The following is a 16,387-nucleotide window of genomic DNA, read 5'->3' as shown; positions in this document are numbered from 1 at the left end:
TGATGGACGACACATCCCCTGTGGATAACCTCTTCGGCCTCGACCAGGTCCCAGATCGGGGTAAACACAGAGGGCGTGTCTCGGGCAAAAAGTGAGTCTCGGCCTACTCCCCGGATCTCGCCACAGATCTGATGATCTCGCCACAGATCTGGTCCCAGCTCTCACCCGGCAGGCGCCTCGGATCTCACGGCCCCGAAGCGTTTTCCCCGATTTCGCTACCGACCTCACTGCGGCTCTCACGCCGCATATCACACCGGCGTACGCCAAGGGCCCCGTCCCGGCACACTCCTCCGCCCCCACAGCGACATATGCCAAGGACTTCGCCCCGCTACTCGCCTCCGGACTCAGCCCAGATGCACACCCCGGCCCCGTGCCAACGCACACCTCAGTCCTCACACGGGCATACGCCTCCGGCCTCGTCCCGCTACACGCCTCAAATCCGGCCTCAGCGACTAAGCCTTGAGCTCCGACCCCGCCGTGGGCCCGGGCTTCACCTCGCTTTTCGCTCTCACTCTCAACCTGGCCTACTTCTGACGCTTGCAGACCACCACGTATGTGGACTCGTCCTCCATAATCGATGGGACCTCATGGATCTCAGCGCGCAGATGGTGGCTCTTGAGTTCCTTAGCGGCCTCTTCAATCTCGATGGCGGCGCGGCGCCCCTTAAGAGCCACGAGGGAACCACCTGGAGCGATTAAACGGGTCGTCATGCGGATGAGCTTCGACATGTTGGCAACTGCGCGGGCTGTGATGACATCGGCCTGCCCTTTGCCCCTGAGTTCTTCGGCGCGGGCCTGATGGATCGTCACATTGTCCAAGCCGAGGTTCTCCACGACATCGAAAAGCCATTCGCAGCGGCGCTGCATCGGTTCGGCAAGGTGAACATCGAGATCAGGTCGGCAAATCGCGATGACGATCCCCGGAAGGCCTGCGCCAGAGCCGATGTCGAGAACTTGGCCCTTGCGGGGAAGGAAGTCCAAGACAGCGGCAGCGTTCACCGCGTGACGCGACCAGAGTCGAGGCATTTCCCGTGGTCCGACGAGGCCGCGAAGCTCACCCTCTTCTTCGAGCATGTGAACGTATTCCTCAACATCGGCGAATGCCGAGCCGAAGAACTCTTTGACTGCTTCCGTGGGCTGCTCAGGCTCGAAAGGATCACCGACTTTACGCTTAAGGGGATCTGGAACGGCAAGGGTCGCAGGGTCCTCAAGTTGAGCCTGTTCCTTCGAGGAAGGGAGGTTACCAACCCCCTTGAGAGTGGGGTCATCAACCCCCTTGAGGTCTTTCACTCTTCCTCGGCCCCGTCAGTCTCCGCCTCTTCGACCTCGTCCTCTTCAGCGGGCAAGATGACGACGCAACGGTGAGGTTCGGCGCCTTCTGACTCGGAAAGGAAGCCCTCTTCGGCGACAACGTCGTGGCAGACCTTGCGTTCGAAGGGGTTCATCGCCTCGAGCTTTTGCGCTTCGCCAGTGGCACGAAGGCGTGCGATCGCCTCCATGGTGAGGTCCTGGAGCTCGGCCTTGCGTTCGGCGCGAAAGCCGGCAATGTCGAGCATGAGGCGCGAACGCTCACCAGTTTCAGTCTGGACCGCAAGGCGAGTGAGCTCTTGGAGGGCGTCGAGGACCTCTCCGTCTTCACCGACAAGACGATCCAGGCCAGAGGAGTGCTCGGAGATGATCTCAACGCTTGCGCGCCCGTTCTCCACATCGATCTCGATATCGCCGTCGAGGTCGGCAATGTCGAGAAGTTCTTCAAGGTAGTCGGCGGCGAGTTCACCCTCCTCCTCGAGGCGGGTGAGCTTGTCCGTGCTGGTGTTCTCAGTCATGAGTGTTCTCCCAATTCAACAGGGCTAGATGGCTGGGGGACAAGGGTGCCTGAGCCCTCGTGTTAAGGCTCAGTGGCCCTTCTTCTTGTTCTGCTTGCGACGGGCCTTGCGACGCTCCTGACGGCGGCGCTCGATCTCCTCGGCACTCAATCCGGCTGGATTGTCAGAGGCACTGTCCTTGCGGGCTTCCTCTGCGCGCTGGCGCTGAGCCTTGGTTTGACGTTCTTCGCGGGACAAACGCTTGTTCTGCTCGCGCTTGACCTGCTGATTGCGGCGTTCCTCGGCCTTTTCGGCGGCCGCGCGAAGCGTGCGCATCCAGACTTCATCGGGCAGGGTTGTCCATTCCTGGCTCGCCAGATTGCGCAAAATTGAAATCTTCTCGCCGGGGCTCATAGACTCGGGGAAGTCGGTCGCGACCTTCAGCTTCTTCGCCTGAGCGGCTGCCTCAGTGAAGGTTTTCTCATTGAGCTCAAGGACTTGGGCATCATCCGCGGCGGAGGGCAGCGCAGAGCGGGCCTCGTCGTAGGAGGCGAAGAAGGGTTTGGCCCATTCGAGGTACTTGTCGTGACGATGCTTGAGGAGTTCCTCGTAAGCGGAAGATCCCGGGGTGGGCATGACCTTGATCGTCCAGTAGGTCTGCGCAATCGCCCACAGGGCAGCTGTGACCATGTAGATGATGACGCCCATCTGGAAGAAGCCGCCGGAGAAGAGGTACATGAGCGGCATGACGTAGAGCATCGACTTTTGCGATTGCATCATCGGATTGTTCGAGTCCATCGGCGGCATATTGCGCACCATGGAGATCCTCATGGAGAAGAACTGGAGGATCATCATCGCGCCGATGAGGATGACGAAAACGATGATCGCTGCGATGCCATCACCTGAGGTGATTGTGTGCGAGAGGGGCACGCCAAAAACGGTTGAGCCGTTAATGGAGGAGGCCAGTTCCTGGGTGATCGGTCCGAGGCGATCGGCCTCGATGCCCGCGTAGGTGTAGGTGCCGGCCGCGAGGTCCTTCACCGCGTAGATTGCGCGGTACATCGCAAAGAGGATGGGAAGTTGAACGAGGAGCGGAAGGCAGGATGCGAAGGGGCTGACGCCGTACTTCTTGTACAGGGCTTGTGTCTCTTCGCTTTGTTTGACGCGCGAAGCCTGATCGGTTTTGCCCTTGTACTTCTCTTGGAGAAGCTTCACTTCCGGCTGAATGGCCTGCATGGCCCGCGAACTCTTGATCTGCTTGAGGAACAGCGGCAGGATCAAGATCCTCACGATGATCGTGAGCAGGACAATCGAAATCACCCATGCCACGCCGGATCCGGAGGAGAATCCGAGTAGGACGAGGAAGTCGTGGATCTTTACCCATACCCACGCCACCGCGACGGCGAAGGGATGAAGGATCTTGTCGAACATGTGTTCTCCTTCAGGATGCGCGGACGCCAGGGGCGCCCTTCGATTGTCCGGCTTTCGCCGGGTGGTTTTCGGGGACGAGGTCGGGGCTGTGTGCCTCGTCAATGGGGTGGTGCACGCTGCCGGGGCGGATCGACACTTCCTGGCCCTCGTCTTCGAGGTCGATGCTGTCCTTGCTCTCCATATTCGGGCTCATGCCCATGGGCAGGGGCCTTTCGATGATTGCGTTGCCGACCCAGTCTTCGGGAGGAATCCACGGATCCGGGGTCCATCGTCCCTTTTCGGGGACATGGTCAACGCCGCCAAGAGTCCAAGGGTTGCATCTGAGGAGCCGCCAGCACCCCAGCACTATGCCCTTGATCGCTCCGTGGGTTTCAATCGCTTGGAGGGCGTAGGTCGAGCAGCTTGGCGAGTAGCGGCAGCGCGGTCCGAGCGCCGGTGAGAGGAACTGCTGGTAGAGGCGGATTGGGGCGGTGAACACCATTCGCACGAGTGCGCTCGGAGTGGGAATCAACATGTGGGATCCCAGCGTTTCCAGGCTCTTTCGAGGGCGGAATCGAGATGGTGGGCGAGCTGGTGTGAGTTGAGTTCGAGTGCTTTGCCGCTGGCTCTGACGACGACTCTGCTCCCCTCAGGCAGGGTGTCGAGGCGTTCTCTCATGAGATGTCGGAGCCGCCTTTTCACACGGTTACGGCCGTTGGCCCTTTTGATCTCCCTCTTAGGCACGACGAAACCGACGAGGCGGTCATTGCCTTCCTCGTCGGTTCGAGCGTGGACGATCAGGACCGGGTTCCCGGCTCGTGCTCCCTTTCGGAAAGTGAGGCGGAAATCTTCAGGATCGACCATCCGGTGTGCGCGAGGCAGCACCAGTGCGGTCTCAGGCGGACAGCTTGGCGCGACCCTTACGACGGCGGGCAGCCAGGATGGCGCGGCCGGCGCGGGTGCTCATGCGCAGGCGGAAGCCGTGCGTCTTGGAACGACGACGGTTGTTGGGCTGGAAGGTCCGCTTGGTGGTCACTGCAGTTCTCCTCGGCGAAAGTGGTGGACGGCTATCCACCACTCATCGGTCGTTTGGTGGCGATCCCACCGCAGACGACCTGCGCAGGAATCGATGGCATGCCCGAATTTCGGGCACAGACAGACACCTAGGTTAGGGGGAGTGGGGGAGTGAGTCAACGCGCCCGAGCTCGTTGTGACGCACTCCCCGTGTCCACACCTGTGGAATTCTCTGTGGACTCTTCTGTCCACATTGTGTGAATGCAGCTTCGGCGTCCACAGGGCTGTGGAAAACCCTCTTTCCGCAGAATCGCCGCAACCCATTGATGTAACTACATTTATGTGATTCGCAGATCTCTTTCCACAGTTTCATCCCCAGACTGTGAATGCGCCTGGGGACAGATACAGTGGCATGCGACCGGATCGCCCATTCGAAGCTATGATCCGGTGATTGACATCACTGAAGATCGATTCTGGAGGACTTCACGTGGAGACGACATCCCTGGCCGATGCATGGCTCAAAGCACTTGACGCCGTCTCCACTCATGATTTGGGCCCCGCAGCCGCGACCTATCTGAGGAGCGCCACTCCTCTGGGCAACATCGAAGGCACCATCCTCCTCGCCGTTCCCTCCGAGTTCACAAAGACCTGGATCGAATCCAAGGCCTCGAACGAAGTGACCACGGCTCTATCCGAAACTCTCGGAAAGAAGATCCGCATCGCTATCACGGTCGATCCCTCCTTCGCCACTGAAGATGACGAGGCCGAAGAGGATGGCCCTGCGACTCCAGCGCACTCCCCAGCGCAATCAGCCATCCCAGCCACACATTTCCCGTCCCCAGCTTCAGCGTCAACGTCGACCCCGACCCCAGCGACTTCGGGATCTCCCGCGGATTTTGGCGGACAGCCAACCCGATTGAACTCGAAGTACACCTTCGACACCTTCGTCATCGGCCCCTCGAACCGTTTCGCCCACGCCGCCGCATTGGCCGCATCAGAATCACCGGGCTCCTCCTTCAACCCCCTGTTCATCTACGGGGATTCGGGCCTGGGCAAGACTCACCTTTTGCACGCGATCGGCCACTATGCGCTCTCGCTCTACCCCAAGCTCAAAGTCCGCTACGTCAACTCTGAAGAGTTCACGAACGAGTTCATCAACGCGATCCGACTGAACAAGACCGATAACTCCGCCGTCGAGGAGTTTCATCGCCGCTACCGCGAACTCGACATCCTCCTCATTGACGACATCCAGTTCATTGGGGATAAAGAGCAGACGATGGAGGGCTTCTTCCACACCTTCAACGCCCTGTACGAAGCTGATAAGCAGATCGTCATCACCTCCGACGTCCACCCGAACTACCTCAATGGCTTCGAAGAGAGACTCACTTCTCGCTTCGGATCGGGCCTCCTCGTTGATGTTCAGCCACCAGATCTCGAGACACGTATCGCGATCCTGCAGAAAAAGGCCGCCACTGACGCCCTCGAGATCCAACCTGAGGTCTTCGAGTTCATTGCCTCGAGAATCTCCTCGAACATTCGCGAGCTCGAAGGCGCCCTCGTGCGTGTCGTCGCCTACGCGAACCTCACGAAGGAACGCATCGATATCTCCCTCGCAGAGATGATGCTCAAGGACTATGTCTCCGACCCGGACGACAATGAGATCACAGTCGCCCTCATCATGGGCCAGTGCGCCGCATATTTTGGCGTCACCATTGACCAGTTGTGCTCAACGGATCGCTCCCACTCGGTCGTCGAAGCCCGTCAGATCGCCATGTACCTGTGCCGCGAACTGACGGATCTGTCGCTGCCGAAGATTGGCCAAGCTTTCGGACGCGATCACACGACCGTGATCCATGCGAACAAGAAGATCCTCGCCCTCATGAAGGAAAAGCGCGAGACCTTCAACCATGTCTCGGAGCTGACGAATCGCATCAAGAAGAAGGCCCGGGGCGACTGAAACACGGCCGCAGAGTCGCACAGGGGGAGCGAAACTCGTCCACAGGCTCTGTGAGTTCCTCAGTGCACTGAACATCCCCGCCTGTGGATTCCTCCTCGGGATCTGTGGACACAGACGAACAAGGAATTTTGTCATTCACAGGTCAACGTGCCCTCTCCCCAGATTCATCCCCGACTCGATGCACGGGTGAAAACTTGTGATTTGCAAGGACAAGTCCGTGTTTCCACAGTGTCCACACAGCTGATGATGAAGGATTCTTTGTCATTTGAATGACAAGAAAAACCCCATCACCACCAGCAGCGCAGGCAGCTGGCGACACTCTCTTCTTGTTACCGAACCTGAGATCACAGGGTTGAAAACTCCTGTTCCAGACAGTCGAGAGCTTGTCGAATACGCTGACGATCAGTGCTTTCTTCTTCACAGTGTCAAAGAAGCGAAGATCACGGGTAGAGTGGGGAGGCATATCGTCTTGTTCTCACGGAGGCCGGAATGAAGTTCACCGTCGCCCGCGACGTTCTCGCAGAAGCAGTTTCGTGGACCGCCCGTGCCTTGCCCGTTCGCCCGGCCACACCGATCCTCGCGGGCGTGCGCATCCAGGCTGAGGCCGAAGAACTTACCCTTTCTTCTTTCGACTACGAGGTTTCTGCGAACTCCCACATTCCCGCGACCGTTGAAGAGGCGGGTGAAGTCCTCGTTTCCGGTCGCCTCCTCGCAGACATTTCGAAGTCCCTTCCGAACAAGCCCGTCACAATCGAACTCGACGGTCAAAAAGTGAAGCTCACCTGCGGTTCTTCACACTTCACTCTCGCAGTCATGCCTCTTGACGAGTACCCGCTCCTTCCTGCCCAGCCGCAAACTGCGGGCACCGTCGACTCCCAGGTCCTCTCCCAGGCCGTTTCCCAAGTGTCGATCGCCGCGTCCAGGGACGACACCCTCCCCCTGCTCACCGGTGTGCGCATGGAGATCGACGGCGAGCACATGACATTCCTTGCGACCGACCGTTACCGTCTTGCGATGCGTGAGCTCGAATGGACCCCCGCAGATCCCGCCTTCGAGCACATCGCCCTCGTGAAGGCTCGAATCTTGCAAGATGTCGCGAAGTCGATGACCTCAGGTGAAACAGTTGAACTCGGCATTTCGGACTCCTCCCAGCAAGGAGCGTCCTCGCTGATCGGCTTTGAAGCCTCGGGCCGTCGCACCACCTCAACCCTGATGGACGGCGACTACCCGCCGGTTCGTCGACTCTTCCCCGAATCGACTCCGATCCAGGCGGTGTGCGATCGTCATGCCCTCCTCGAAGCTGTGAAGCGCATGTCCCTCGTCGCCGAGCGAAAAACCTCCGTCCGACTCTCCTTCACGGATGGCAGCCTCGTTCTCGAAGCCGGGCAGGGTGACAATGCTCAAGCCTCCGAAGCACTCGAGGCGAGCCTGTATGGCGAAGACATTGCGACCGCCTTCAACCCCCAGTTCCTCATTGATGGCCTCTCGGTCATGGACACGGACTACGTGCGCTTCGGCTTCACCCACCCGAATAAGCCGGCCGTCATGACCGGTCAGACGAAGGTCGACGAGGGCGAGGTCACGACCTTCCGTTATCTCCTCATGCCGATTCGCTTCGGCGTGTGACAGATGCGGGTCTCGCACCTCGCGCTCGACGATTTTCGCTCGTGGAAGCGCGTCGTCCTCGAGCTGCCCGCAGGCCCTCTTGTCTTCCTCGGCCACAACGGCCAAGGCAAGACGAACCTCGTTGAAGCGATCGCCTACCTGTCGACTTTCTCTTCGCACCGCGTTTCCGCTGAAGGGTCGCTCGTACGCATTCCCACTCACGAGGAAGAGCCTGCGCCTGCCAGAGCTTTTGTCCGCGTGAAGACCGTGCGTGATGAGGATCGTGAACAGGTCGTGGAACTCGAGATTGTGCGCGGCAAAGCGAATCGTGCGCGCATCAACCGGGCGAATGTTCGTCCCCGCGAAATCCTCGGCCTTGTCCGCACCGTCGTGTTCGCCCCGGAAGACCTGCAACTCGTTCGAGGCGACCCGAGTGTGCGAAGAGCCTTCCTCGATGAGATCGCCATCCAGATGCATCCCCTGTATGCGCAGGTCAAAGCAGACTTCGATCGGGTATTGCGTCAACGAGCCGCAATCATGAAACACGCGCAGTCTCAACTGCGGCGCGGCCGGACCCCGGATTTGTCGACAATCGAGGTATGGGATGAACGCTTCGCGGAACTCTCAGCGAAGGTCAGCGCCGCCCGTTTCAAGGTTGTTTCACTCCTGTCCGAGCCTGCGGCTAGGGCCTATGATGATGTCGCCGATTCTCATCGTCGCCTCGAACTCTCCTTCGACGCCTCCATTGATCGGACAATCGGGACGAACCCGGATGATCCTGGCAGTGGTGATCTCGGTGATGTTGAAGCGCAGCAGCGTCGCCTTCTTGCGGCTTTCGACAGGATGCGCGACCAAGAGATTGAGCGTGGAGTGAATCTTGTGGGCGCTCATCGTGACGACCTGGGCTTGAAGCTCGGACGCATGCCCGTGAAAGGATTCGCGAGTCATGGCGAGTCCTGGTCGGTTGCACTCGCCTTGAGATTGGGATGCTTCGATCTTCTGCGTCTTGACGGGCAGACGCCCATATTGATCCTCGATGACGTGTTCGCAGAGCTCGACTCCAAACGCCGGGCAGGCCTGGCGACCCGCATCAATGCTGCCGACCAGGTGATCATTACGGCCGCTGTTGAAGCTGATGTTCCCCCCGAGTTGGATTCGCATGTGCTGAAAATCCACTGGGATCCGGTCCTCGGATCCCAGGTCCTCCTCGAAGAGCCTGGAGCTAAGGAAAGCGCTGAGCCTATTCTCGTTGAGAGTGAAGAACCCAGTGGTTCCGAGGGCTTTGAGCCCAGCGTCAGCGAGGGTGTCAACCCCAGCGTCTCCGATAGCGCTAGGCCCACAATTACCGTGAATGTTGAATCCGCAACTTCCGACAGTCATGAATCCGGGGCAGCTGAGAACGAAAGCTCCGGTGTTTGCGAAGGTGTCAATCCCGATGTCCTTGGGGGTGTCGATCCCGCTATCGGCGAGGATGCTGAGAGCAAGGGTGAACGCAGAGCTGAGATTCCTGCTTCCGCCTCGAGTCCAAAGGATGAGGCTTTTGTGCCTGAAGCGGATACGGTGGCGGCCTCGTGACTCCCGATCCACCTGTGAACAGTGATCCGATGGGTGCCCCAGATCCTGCGGGAACTCGATTCGGCGAAGAATATCTCGCCAGAGCTTTGGCGCAGGCCCAAAGGATCGCCCGGGCGAAGGGCTATGTCCGCTCTGCCGCGCCGAGCTGGGGGCTTGAAGAGACCCGCCCCTCCCTCGGCTCTTTGACCGGCACTTCTGAGGCCTCGGCCATTGAATTTGGACAAGGAAATGAGTCAGGTGGAACCAAGGCCGAGGAAACAGGCGAGGACAGTGGGGGAGTCCACGATAAACCCGGTGATACCGGGGCCTTGGGTGAGTTCGGGGGCGATCTGCATGCATTGGAGCGGGCGAGGATCCGCGCGCGCTCGACATGGGCGAAAGCTCCAGGAATGGCGGCGATGCACCTGAAGTTCAGGGACTCGAAGCCGATTGGCTCAGTGCTGGCGTCAATGGTGAAGAAGAACCAGTGGGATACGCCAACGAAAATGGGGTCGATCATGGCGAAATGGCCGGCGATTGTCGGCCCCCAAGTCGCCGAACACTCCGAAGTGGAGACCTTCGAGAACCAGACGCTGATCATCCGATGCTCTTCGACCGCATGGGCAAAACAATTGCACCTGCTGCTCGCCACGATCGAGAGGCGCATCGACGAAGAAGTCGGCCCGGGAGTCGTCACTCAGGTCATCATCCGTGGCCCGGTCGCGCCCTCGTGGCGAAAAGGGCCACTCTCGGTGCCCGGCCGCGGCCCTCGCGACACCTACGGATGAGGCAAGCGGAACCCGCTTTTTCCACGAGAGTTTCCGCTCCGGACCACCGAGCACGCCAGTGGCCCTCGTCACACGAGTGTTCTCGCAGCTCAGACAGTATATGAAGGAAGGCGCACAGCCAGTGGAAAAAAGGCCCCAATAGGTGCTTTTGGTAGAATTACACAGGTGAATCGTCGGGTCCGAAGGCCCGACTCGTACGAGGGGAGCCGTGTGGCTGACAACGAGATGACGACCGACGGGTCCGAAGGCTACGGTGCTTCGGACATCACCGTTCTCGAGGGGCTAGAGGCCGTCCGCAAACGCCCGGGCATGTACATCGGATCGACCGGCGAACGCGGACTCCACCACCTGGTCTACGAGGTCGTCGATAACTCCGTCGACGAAGCACTCGCCGGATACGCCGACCACATCGAGGTCACGATCCTCGAAGACGGTGGTCTTCGAGTCGTCGACAACGGTCGAGGCATCCCCGTCGATGAACACCCGAGCGAGCACAAGCCCACCGTCGAGGTCGTCATGACGATCCTGCACGCCGGAGGTAAATTCGGTGGCGGCGGCTACGCGGTTTCCGGTGGCCTGCACGGCGTCGGCATTTCCGTCGTCAACGCCCTATCAACCCGCGTCGACACAGTCATCCGCCGTCAGGGCTACGTGTGGCGCATGTCTTTTGCGAACGGCGGACATCCGATCACCGAACTCGTCCGCGGAGAAGCAACCGAGGAAACCGGTACGACACAGACCTTCTACCCCGATCCCGAGATCTTCGAAACCACCGTCTTCTCCTTCGAGACCCTGCGTCAGCGGTTCCAGCAGATGGCCTTCCTCAACAAGGGCCTGCGCATCACGCTGACCGATGAGCGGCCCACCGCCGTCGACGATGGCGACGAAATCACCGGCGACGAGCTCGGCACAGCCGACGATCCGGTTCCCGGTCACCGCGCCGTCAGCTACATGTACGAGCACGGCCTGCGCGACTACGTCGAATACATCGATTCGACGAAGAAGAACGATGTCGTTAACGCTGAGATCATCGACTTCGAATCGGAAAACGACGAAGGCACGATGAGTGTCGAGATCGCCATGCAATGGACGACCGCCTACTCGTCCTCGGTCCACACTTTCGCGAACACGATCAACACGACCGAAGGCGGCACCCACGAAGAAGGGTTCCGCACCGCACTCACCACTCTCGTCAACCGCTACGGGCGCGAGAAGAACATCATCAAAGACAAGGACGACAACCTCACGGGCGACGATATCCGCGAAGGACTCACCGCCGTCATCTCCATCAAACTCAGCGAACCCCAGTTCGAAGGCCAGACGAAGACGAAACTCGGCAACACCGAGGCCCGCACTTTCGTCCAACAGCAGGTGTATTCGCAGCTCGGCGACTGGTTCGACGCCCACCCTGCCGAAGCGAAGGCGATCATCCAGAAGAGTCAGCAAGCTCAGGCCGCCAGAGTCGCCGCCCGCAAGGCCCGCGAAGCGACAAGACGCAAGGGCGTCCTCGAATCCGCTTCCATGCCCGGCAAACTGCGTGACTGCTCCTCGCGCAAGGCCGAAGACTGCGAAATCTTCATCGTCGAGGGCGACTCTGCGGGAGGTTCAGCCGTCGGTGGACGCGACCCCGAACATCAGGCGATCATGCCGATCCGCGGCAAGATCCTCAACGTTGAAAAAGCGCGCCTGGACCGGGCCCTGTCTTCAGACACCATCCGCTCCCTCATTACCGCTTTCGGTACGGGAATCGGCGAGGATTTCGACCTCAACAAGCTCCGCTACGGCAAGATCGTCATCATGGCCGACGCGGATGTGGACGGTCAGCACATTGCGACGCTCCTGCTCACCCTCCTGTTCCGATACATGCGCCCCCTGATCGAACAGGGACACACCTATATCGCGATGCCGCCGCTCTACCGCATCAAATGGACGAACGCCGAGCACGAATTCGCCTACTCCGATAAGGAACGCGACAAGCTCCTCACCGCAGGCCAGTCTGCCGGACACCGCCTCCCGAAGGAAGGCGGCATCCAGCGCTACAAGGGCTTGGGTGAGATGAACGACCATGAGCTGTGGGAAACCACCATGGACCCGGCTCACCGCATCCTTAAACAGGTCACCCTCGATGAGGCGGCGGACGCGGACGAGATCTTCACGATCCTCATGGGGGACGACGTCGACCGTCGCCGCTCCTTCATTCAGCGCAACGCCTCCGACGTGCGCTTCCTCGACATCTGACACTGAGACGACGCCAGGGGCCGAAACGCCCGGCCTAGGGCATCGACAAACAAACGAAGGACGAATGTGAGCGACGAGAAGACCACCCCGAGCAAAGAAACGGTCGATTTTGACCGTGTTCAAAGGGTCGACCTCCAGGTCGAAATGCAAAGGTCCTACCTCGACTACGCGATGAGCGTCATTGTCGGGCGAGCCCTGCCCGACGTGCGCGACGGCCTCAAACCCGTGCACCGTCGCGTCCTCTACGCGATGTACGACGGCGGATACCGTCCGAGCTCGTCCTTCTCGAAGTCGAGCCGCATCGTCGGCGATGTCATGGGCAACTACCACCCGCACGGTGATTCGGCGATCTACGATGCCCTCGCGCGCCTCGTGCAATGGTGGTCGCTGCGCTATCCGCTGGTCGCCGGCCAGGGCAATTTCGGCACCCCCGGCAACCTCGGGCCCGCAGCTCCGCGTTACACCGAATGCAAAATGGCGCCCCTCGCCATGGAGATGGTGCGCGACATTGACGAGGAGTCCGTCGATTTCCAAGACAACTACGACGGCAAGAACCAAGAACCGGCGATCCTGCCCTCGCGCTTCCCGAACCTGCTCGTCAACGGCTCCGAAGGTATCGCGGTCGGCATGGCGACGAGGATCCCTCCCCATAACCTGCGCGAGGTCGCCAAGGGAGTCCAGTGGGCGCTCGACAACCCCGAGGCCTCCCGTGAAGAACTCCTCGAAGCCCTCCTGAAGATCATCCCCGGCCCGGATTTCCCGACGGGTGCGACGATCCTGGGACGAAAGGGCATTGAAGACGCCTATCGCACGGGCCGCGGCTCAATCACGCAGCGCGCAGTCGTCAACGTTGAGGAGATCCACGGCAGGCAGTGCCTCGTCGTCACTGAGCTTCCCTACCAGGTCAACCCCGATAACCTGGCAGATAAGATCGCGCAGCTCGTGCGCGACGGCCAGATCCAGGGAATCGCGGACATCCGCGATGAAACTTCGGGGCGCACCGGCCAAAGGCTCGTCATCGTCCTCAAGCGAGACGCCACCGCCAAAGTCGTCCTCAACAACCTGTATAAGAGGACGAGCCTGCAGGAGAACTTCTCAGCGAACATGCTCGCCCTCGTCGACGGCGTGCCGCGCACCTTGTCGATTGACGGTTTCATCCGCCACTGGGTCGCCCACCAGATGCAGGTCATCCAAAGGCGCACGAACTTCCGCCTCCGCAAAGCCCTGGAACGCCTCCACATCCTCGAGGGCTACCTCAAGGCCCTGGATGCGCTTGATGAGGTCATCGCCCTCATCCGGCGTTCCCCGACGGTTGAGGAGGCGCGCACCGGTTTGATGGAGCTCCTCGACGTGGATAGCGTCCAGGCTGACGCGATCCTCGCCCTCCAGCTGCGCCGCCTCGCCGCCCTCGAACGCCAAAAGATCCTCAACGAACACGCCGAACTCACTGCGCGTGTCACGGACCTGCGCGACATCCTGGAGCGCCCCGAGCGCCAGCGGAGCATTATCTCCGAAGAACTTGGAGAGATCGTCGCGAAGTACGGCGACGAGAGGCGCACCCGCATTGTCCCCTTCGATGGGGAAATGAGCATGGAGGACCTCATCCCCGAAGAGGATGTGGTCGTCACCATCACTCGCGACGGCTTCGCCAAGCGCACCCGCACCGATCATTACCGTTCCCAAAAGCGCGGCGGCAAGGGCGTGCGCGGCACCCAGCTGCGAGGCGACGACGTGGTGGAGCACTTCTTCGTCACGACCACCCACCATTGGCTGCTGTTCTTCACGAACCTTGGGCGCGTGTATCGCGCGAAGGCCTATGAGATTCCCGAGGGCGGTCGCGACGCCAAGGGCCAGCACGTCGCGAATCTCCTGGCCTTCCAGCCTGAGGAGAAGATCGCGCAAGTCCTCGCGATCCGTGATTACGAGGTCGCCGACTACCTGGTGCTCGCAACGAAGTCCGGTCTTGTCAAGAAGACTCCGCTCAAGCTCTACGAGTCGGCCCGCACCGGCGGCATCATTGCGATCAACCTTCGCGAGGACGAGGCGGGGCGTCCCGATGAGCTCGTGTCCGCGCAGGTCATCACCTCCGACCAGGATCTGATCCTCGTGTCCCGTGACGGACAGGCCGCTCGTTTTGCCGCGAGCGATGAGAATCTGCGTCCCATGGGGCGTTCGACCTCGGGCGTGCGCGGCATGAAGTTCCGCGGCGACGATGAGCTCTTGTCCATGGAGGTGCCCCGCGAGGGCTCGGATCTGCTCATCGTCACCGAGTCCGGTTATGCGAAGCGCACACCCGTGGAGGAGTATCCGAGGAAGGGGCGCGGCACTCTTGGCGTGCGCGTCGGCAAACTCGTCGATGAGCGAGGTGGCCTCGTGGGCGCCCTCGTCGTCAACCCGGACGAGGACGTCATGGTCATCACGGAATCCGGCAAACTCGTTCAAGTCAATGCTTCTGATGTGCGTCCGACCGCCCGCAATACGATGGGTGTGATTTTCGCCCGCCCCGATGAGGATGACCGCATTATTGCGATCACGCCGAATCCGGAGCGCGACATCGACGAGGACGAAGACGAGTTTTCGGATGAGGTTTCTGGCGGAACGTCTGGCGAGGTCTCAGGCGTGATGTCAGAGGAGCTTTCTGGTGAGGCTTCGGAGGAGTCTTCAAGCGAGAAGACCGCCACTCTGGGCGAGAACACCATCGAAAAGAGCTCGGAGGCTGTAGCGTCTGAGGAGGAATCCAGTGAGGAAGGCAACGAGGAATGAGCGAGCAGAGCAGCGTGTACGATGACGTCCCCCGCAGGGTTGATCTCGCGATCGCACGCGTCGACGCCTGGACGGTCATGAAGGTCAGTTTCCTCTTGTCCGTGGCCCTGGGCATTGCGATGGTTATTGGCACCGCGGTCTTGTGGTTCATGGTCGATGGGATGCACGTCTTTTCGACGATTGAGGAGTTCCTCAAGACGATCGGAGCTCAGAAGTTCACCTCCCTGCTCGACTACCTGCGCCTGCCGAAGGTCTTGTCCTATGCGACGATCGTGGCGGTCTCGAATGTCGTGCTTTTGACTGCGACCGCAACCCTGGGAGCGATGCTCTACAACGTCATCGCCTCCCTGGTGGGCGGAATCAAAGTTTCCCTCATGGATGAATGAGGCGCGCGCCCGCCCCTGGCGTGCCTTGAGGTGGGGTGTGCGCCGGGCCGAGCTTCACGGCTTGATGTCGAGCTTCATAGCGTGACGTGGCACGCGGCTTCATCTGGCGCGCGGCTTCTAGTTGAGCCTTGAGGCGGGACAGGTTGTGCTCTTCAAGGAGCGTCGTGCCGCACCTCACGTCCACGGACTTGCCGGTGCAACTCGAGGGCGGTTACGATAATGCGGTGCCCGAGAGAGCACGGATGGGCCTATAGCTCAGTAGGTTAGAGCGCAGTCCTGATAAGACTGAGGTCGGTGGTTCGAGCCCACCTAGGCCCACCATCCGCATCGCACGAGAGACGGAGATCCCCAATGAAGAAGTGGATCACAGCCCTGTCAGCGGTCACCGCGGCAGTTGCAGTCGGCGTTGTTATTCGTCAAATCTTCGAGGATCTCTCCGATAACGTTGAGTTGTGGAAGTCCGTCACGGACGAACCTTACGAAGACTGAGTCTTCACTGGGGGCTATGGCGCAATTGGTAGCGCACCTGCTTTGCAAGCAGGGGGTTACGGGTTCGAGTCCCGTTAGCTCCACAGAATAGAAACACCCCCGCTGCAGGCGAAAGCGTGCACGGGGGTTTTTCGTTTTCACGCGAAGAAGCGGCATGGTGCTGTTATTGGTGTGGCCATCGCTCCGGGCTTGCGAAACAGAGTCGAGGAGCGGGGGAGAGCTTGTGTTCTTCGGGTTACCGGCAGGAAAGTGGGGTTACCGGCAGGAAAGTGTGGCATCGCTCGGGCGTGTCGTGGGGGTTATGTGCGTCCGGCCCAGCCTTTTCGGGTGTGGAAGCCGGTGTCGGGGCTGTAGGCGTTGTCGTAGTGTGTGGGCCCGT

At 60.3% G+C, this 16,387-nt stretch carries 12 protein-coding genes, 2 tRNA genes and 2 pseudogenes; 10 read left to right on the top strand and 6 right to left on the bottom strand.

What is annotated here, in order from left to right:
• Positions 1-524 precede the first annotated feature (524 nt).
• The 6 genes and pseudogenes from rsmG to rpmH all read right to left on the bottom strand — a co-directional run bounded on the left by rsmG (position 525) and on the right by rpmH (position 4,250).
• Entirely contained in the window at positions 525-1,289 is a 765-nt protein-coding gene (gene rsmG / locus JFX23_RS04680) for a 16S rRNA (guanine(527)-N(7))-methyltransferase RsmG (RefSeq protein ID WP_198775932.1), read from the bottom strand.
• Positions 1,286-1,825, bottom strand: coding sequence for a Jag family protein (locus JFX23_RS04675; protein ID WP_198775931.1), 540 nt, complete (start codon positions 1,823-1,825; stop codon positions 1,286-1,288). The genes rsmG and JFX23_RS04675 overlap by 4 nt, the downstream gene beginning before the upstream one ends.
• Positions 1,826-1,894: 69 nt before the next feature.
• On the bottom strand, positions 1,895-3,235 hold the full coding sequence (gene yidC / locus JFX23_RS04670) for a membrane protein insertase YidC (RefSeq protein WP_198775930.1): 1,341 nt from the start codon (positions 3,233-3,235) through the stop codon (positions 1,895-1,897).
• 184 nt (positions 3,236-3,419) lie between these two features.
• A pseudogene (gene yidD / locus JFX23_RS04665) lies at positions 3,420-3,749 on the bottom strand (membrane protein insertion efficiency factor YidD); the annotation flags it as partial.
• Complete coding sequence (rnpA, locus tag JFX23_RS04660; protein WP_198775928.1) at positions 3,743-4,099, bottom strand: ribonuclease P protein component; 357 nt, start codon at positions 4,097-4,099, stop codon at positions 3,743-3,745. The pseudogene yidD and the gene rnpA, both read right to left, overlap by 7 nt.
• Positions 4,100-4,109: 10 nt before the next feature.
• A complete protein-coding gene (gene rpmH, locus JFX23_RS04655; protein WP_003791379.1) occupies positions 4,110-4,250 on the bottom strand; it encodes a 50S ribosomal protein L34 in 141 nt (46 codons plus the stop codon).
• Between the two features lie 465 nt (positions 4,251-4,715).
• Here rpmH and dnaA point away from each other — a divergent pair, with 465 nt between their 5' ends.
• The 10 genes and pseudogenes from dnaA (at position 4,716) to JFX23_RS04605 (ending at position 16,091) form a co-directional block, all read left to right on the top strand.
• A complete protein-coding gene (gene dnaA / locus JFX23_RS04650; protein ID WP_198775927.1) occupies positions 4,716-6,185 on the top strand; it encodes a chromosomal replication initiator protein DnaA in 1,470 nt (489 codons plus the stop codon).
• A 489-nt stretch (positions 6,186-6,674) separates the two neighbouring features.
• Positions 6,675-7,811, top strand: a complete 1,137-nt coding sequence (dnaN, locus tag JFX23_RS04645) for a DNA polymerase III subunit beta (protein ID WP_198775926.1) — start codon at positions 6,675-6,677, stop codon at positions 7,809-7,811.
• A gap of 3 nt (positions 7,812-7,814) precedes the next feature.
• A pseudogene (recF, locus tag JFX23_RS04640) lies at positions 7,815-8,993 on the top strand (DNA replication/repair protein RecF); the annotation flags it as partial.
• Positions 8,994-9,394: 401 nt separating this feature from the next.
• A complete protein-coding gene (locus JFX23_RS04635; RefSeq protein ID WP_198775924.1) occupies positions 9,395-10,132 on the top strand; it encodes a DciA family protein in 738 nt (245 codons plus the stop codon).
• Between the two features lie 225 nt (positions 10,133-10,357).
• Complete coding sequence (gene gyrB, locus JFX23_RS04630; RefSeq protein WP_207382566.1) at positions 10,358-12,370, top strand: DNA topoisomerase (ATP-hydrolyzing) subunit B; 2,013 nt, start codon at positions 10,358-10,360, stop codon at positions 12,368-12,370.
• 66 nt (positions 12,371-12,436) lie between these two features.
• On the top strand, positions 12,437-15,133 hold the full coding sequence (gyrA, locus tag JFX23_RS04625; RefSeq protein WP_198775923.1) for a DNA gyrase subunit A: 2,697 nt from the start codon (positions 12,437-12,439) through the stop codon (positions 15,131-15,133).
• The gene (locus tag JFX23_RS04620; protein WP_005962772.1) at positions 15,130-15,519 is read left to right on the top strand and encodes a DUF3566 domain-containing protein; all 390 of its coding nucleotides are present in this window, start codon (positions 15,130-15,132) and stop codon (positions 15,517-15,519) included. The genes gyrA and JFX23_RS04620 overlap by 4 nt, the downstream gene beginning before the upstream one ends.
• A gap of 244 nt (positions 15,520-15,763) precedes the next feature.
• A tRNA-Ile gene (locus tag JFX23_RS04615) sits at positions 15,764-15,840 on the top strand.
• Positions 15,841-15,870: 30 nt separating this feature from the next.
• Positions 15,871-16,008 (top strand): DLW-39 family protein, encoded by a 138-nt coding sequence (locus JFX23_RS04610; RefSeq protein WP_005962775.1) that lies wholly within the window; start codon positions 15,871-15,873, stop codon positions 16,006-16,008.
• Positions 16,009-16,018: 10 nt separating this feature from the next.
• A tRNA-Ala gene (locus tag JFX23_RS04605) sits at positions 16,019-16,091 on the top strand.
• Positions 16,092-16,387 lie beyond the last annotated feature (296 nt).

Source organism: Schaalia cardiffensis, from assembly GCF_016405145.1.
Taxonomy (GTDB): Bacteria; Actinomycetota; Actinomycetes; order Actinomycetales; family Actinomycetaceae; genus Pauljensenia; species Pauljensenia cardiffensis.
Note: the sequence above shows the minus strand (reverse complement) of the source record. Positions and strands in the feature narration are given on the sequence as shown.

Excerpts from the sequence above, each read along its gene's own strand:
- JFX23_RS04675 (WP_198775931.1), bottom strand. The coding sequence starts at position 1,825 with ATGACTGAGAACACCAGCACGGACAAGCTCACCCGCCTCGAGGAGGAG.
- yidC (WP_198775930.1), bottom strand. The coding sequence starts at position 3,235 with ATGTTCGACAAGATCCTTCATCCCTTCGCCGTCGCGGTGGCGTGGGTA.
- dnaN (WP_198775926.1), top strand. The coding sequence starts at position 6,675 with ATGAAGTTCACCGTCGCCCGCGACGTTCTCGCAGAAGCAGTTTCGTGG.
- JFX23_RS04635 (WP_198775924.1), top strand. The coding sequence starts at position 9,395 with ATGGGTGCCCCAGATCCTGCGGGAACTCGATTCGGCGAAGAATATCTC.
- gyrB (WP_207382566.1), top strand. The coding sequence starts at position 10,358 with ATGACGACCGACGGGTCCGAAGGCTACGGTGCTTCGGACATCACCGTT.
- JFX23_RS04620 (WP_005962772.1), top strand. The coding sequence starts at position 15,130 with ATGAGCGAGCAGAGCAGCGTGTACGATGACGTCCCCCGCAGGGTTGAT.
- JFX23_RS04610 (WP_005962775.1), top strand. The coding sequence starts at position 15,871 with ATGAAGAAGTGGATCACAGCCCTGTCAGCGGTCACCGCGGCAGTTGCA.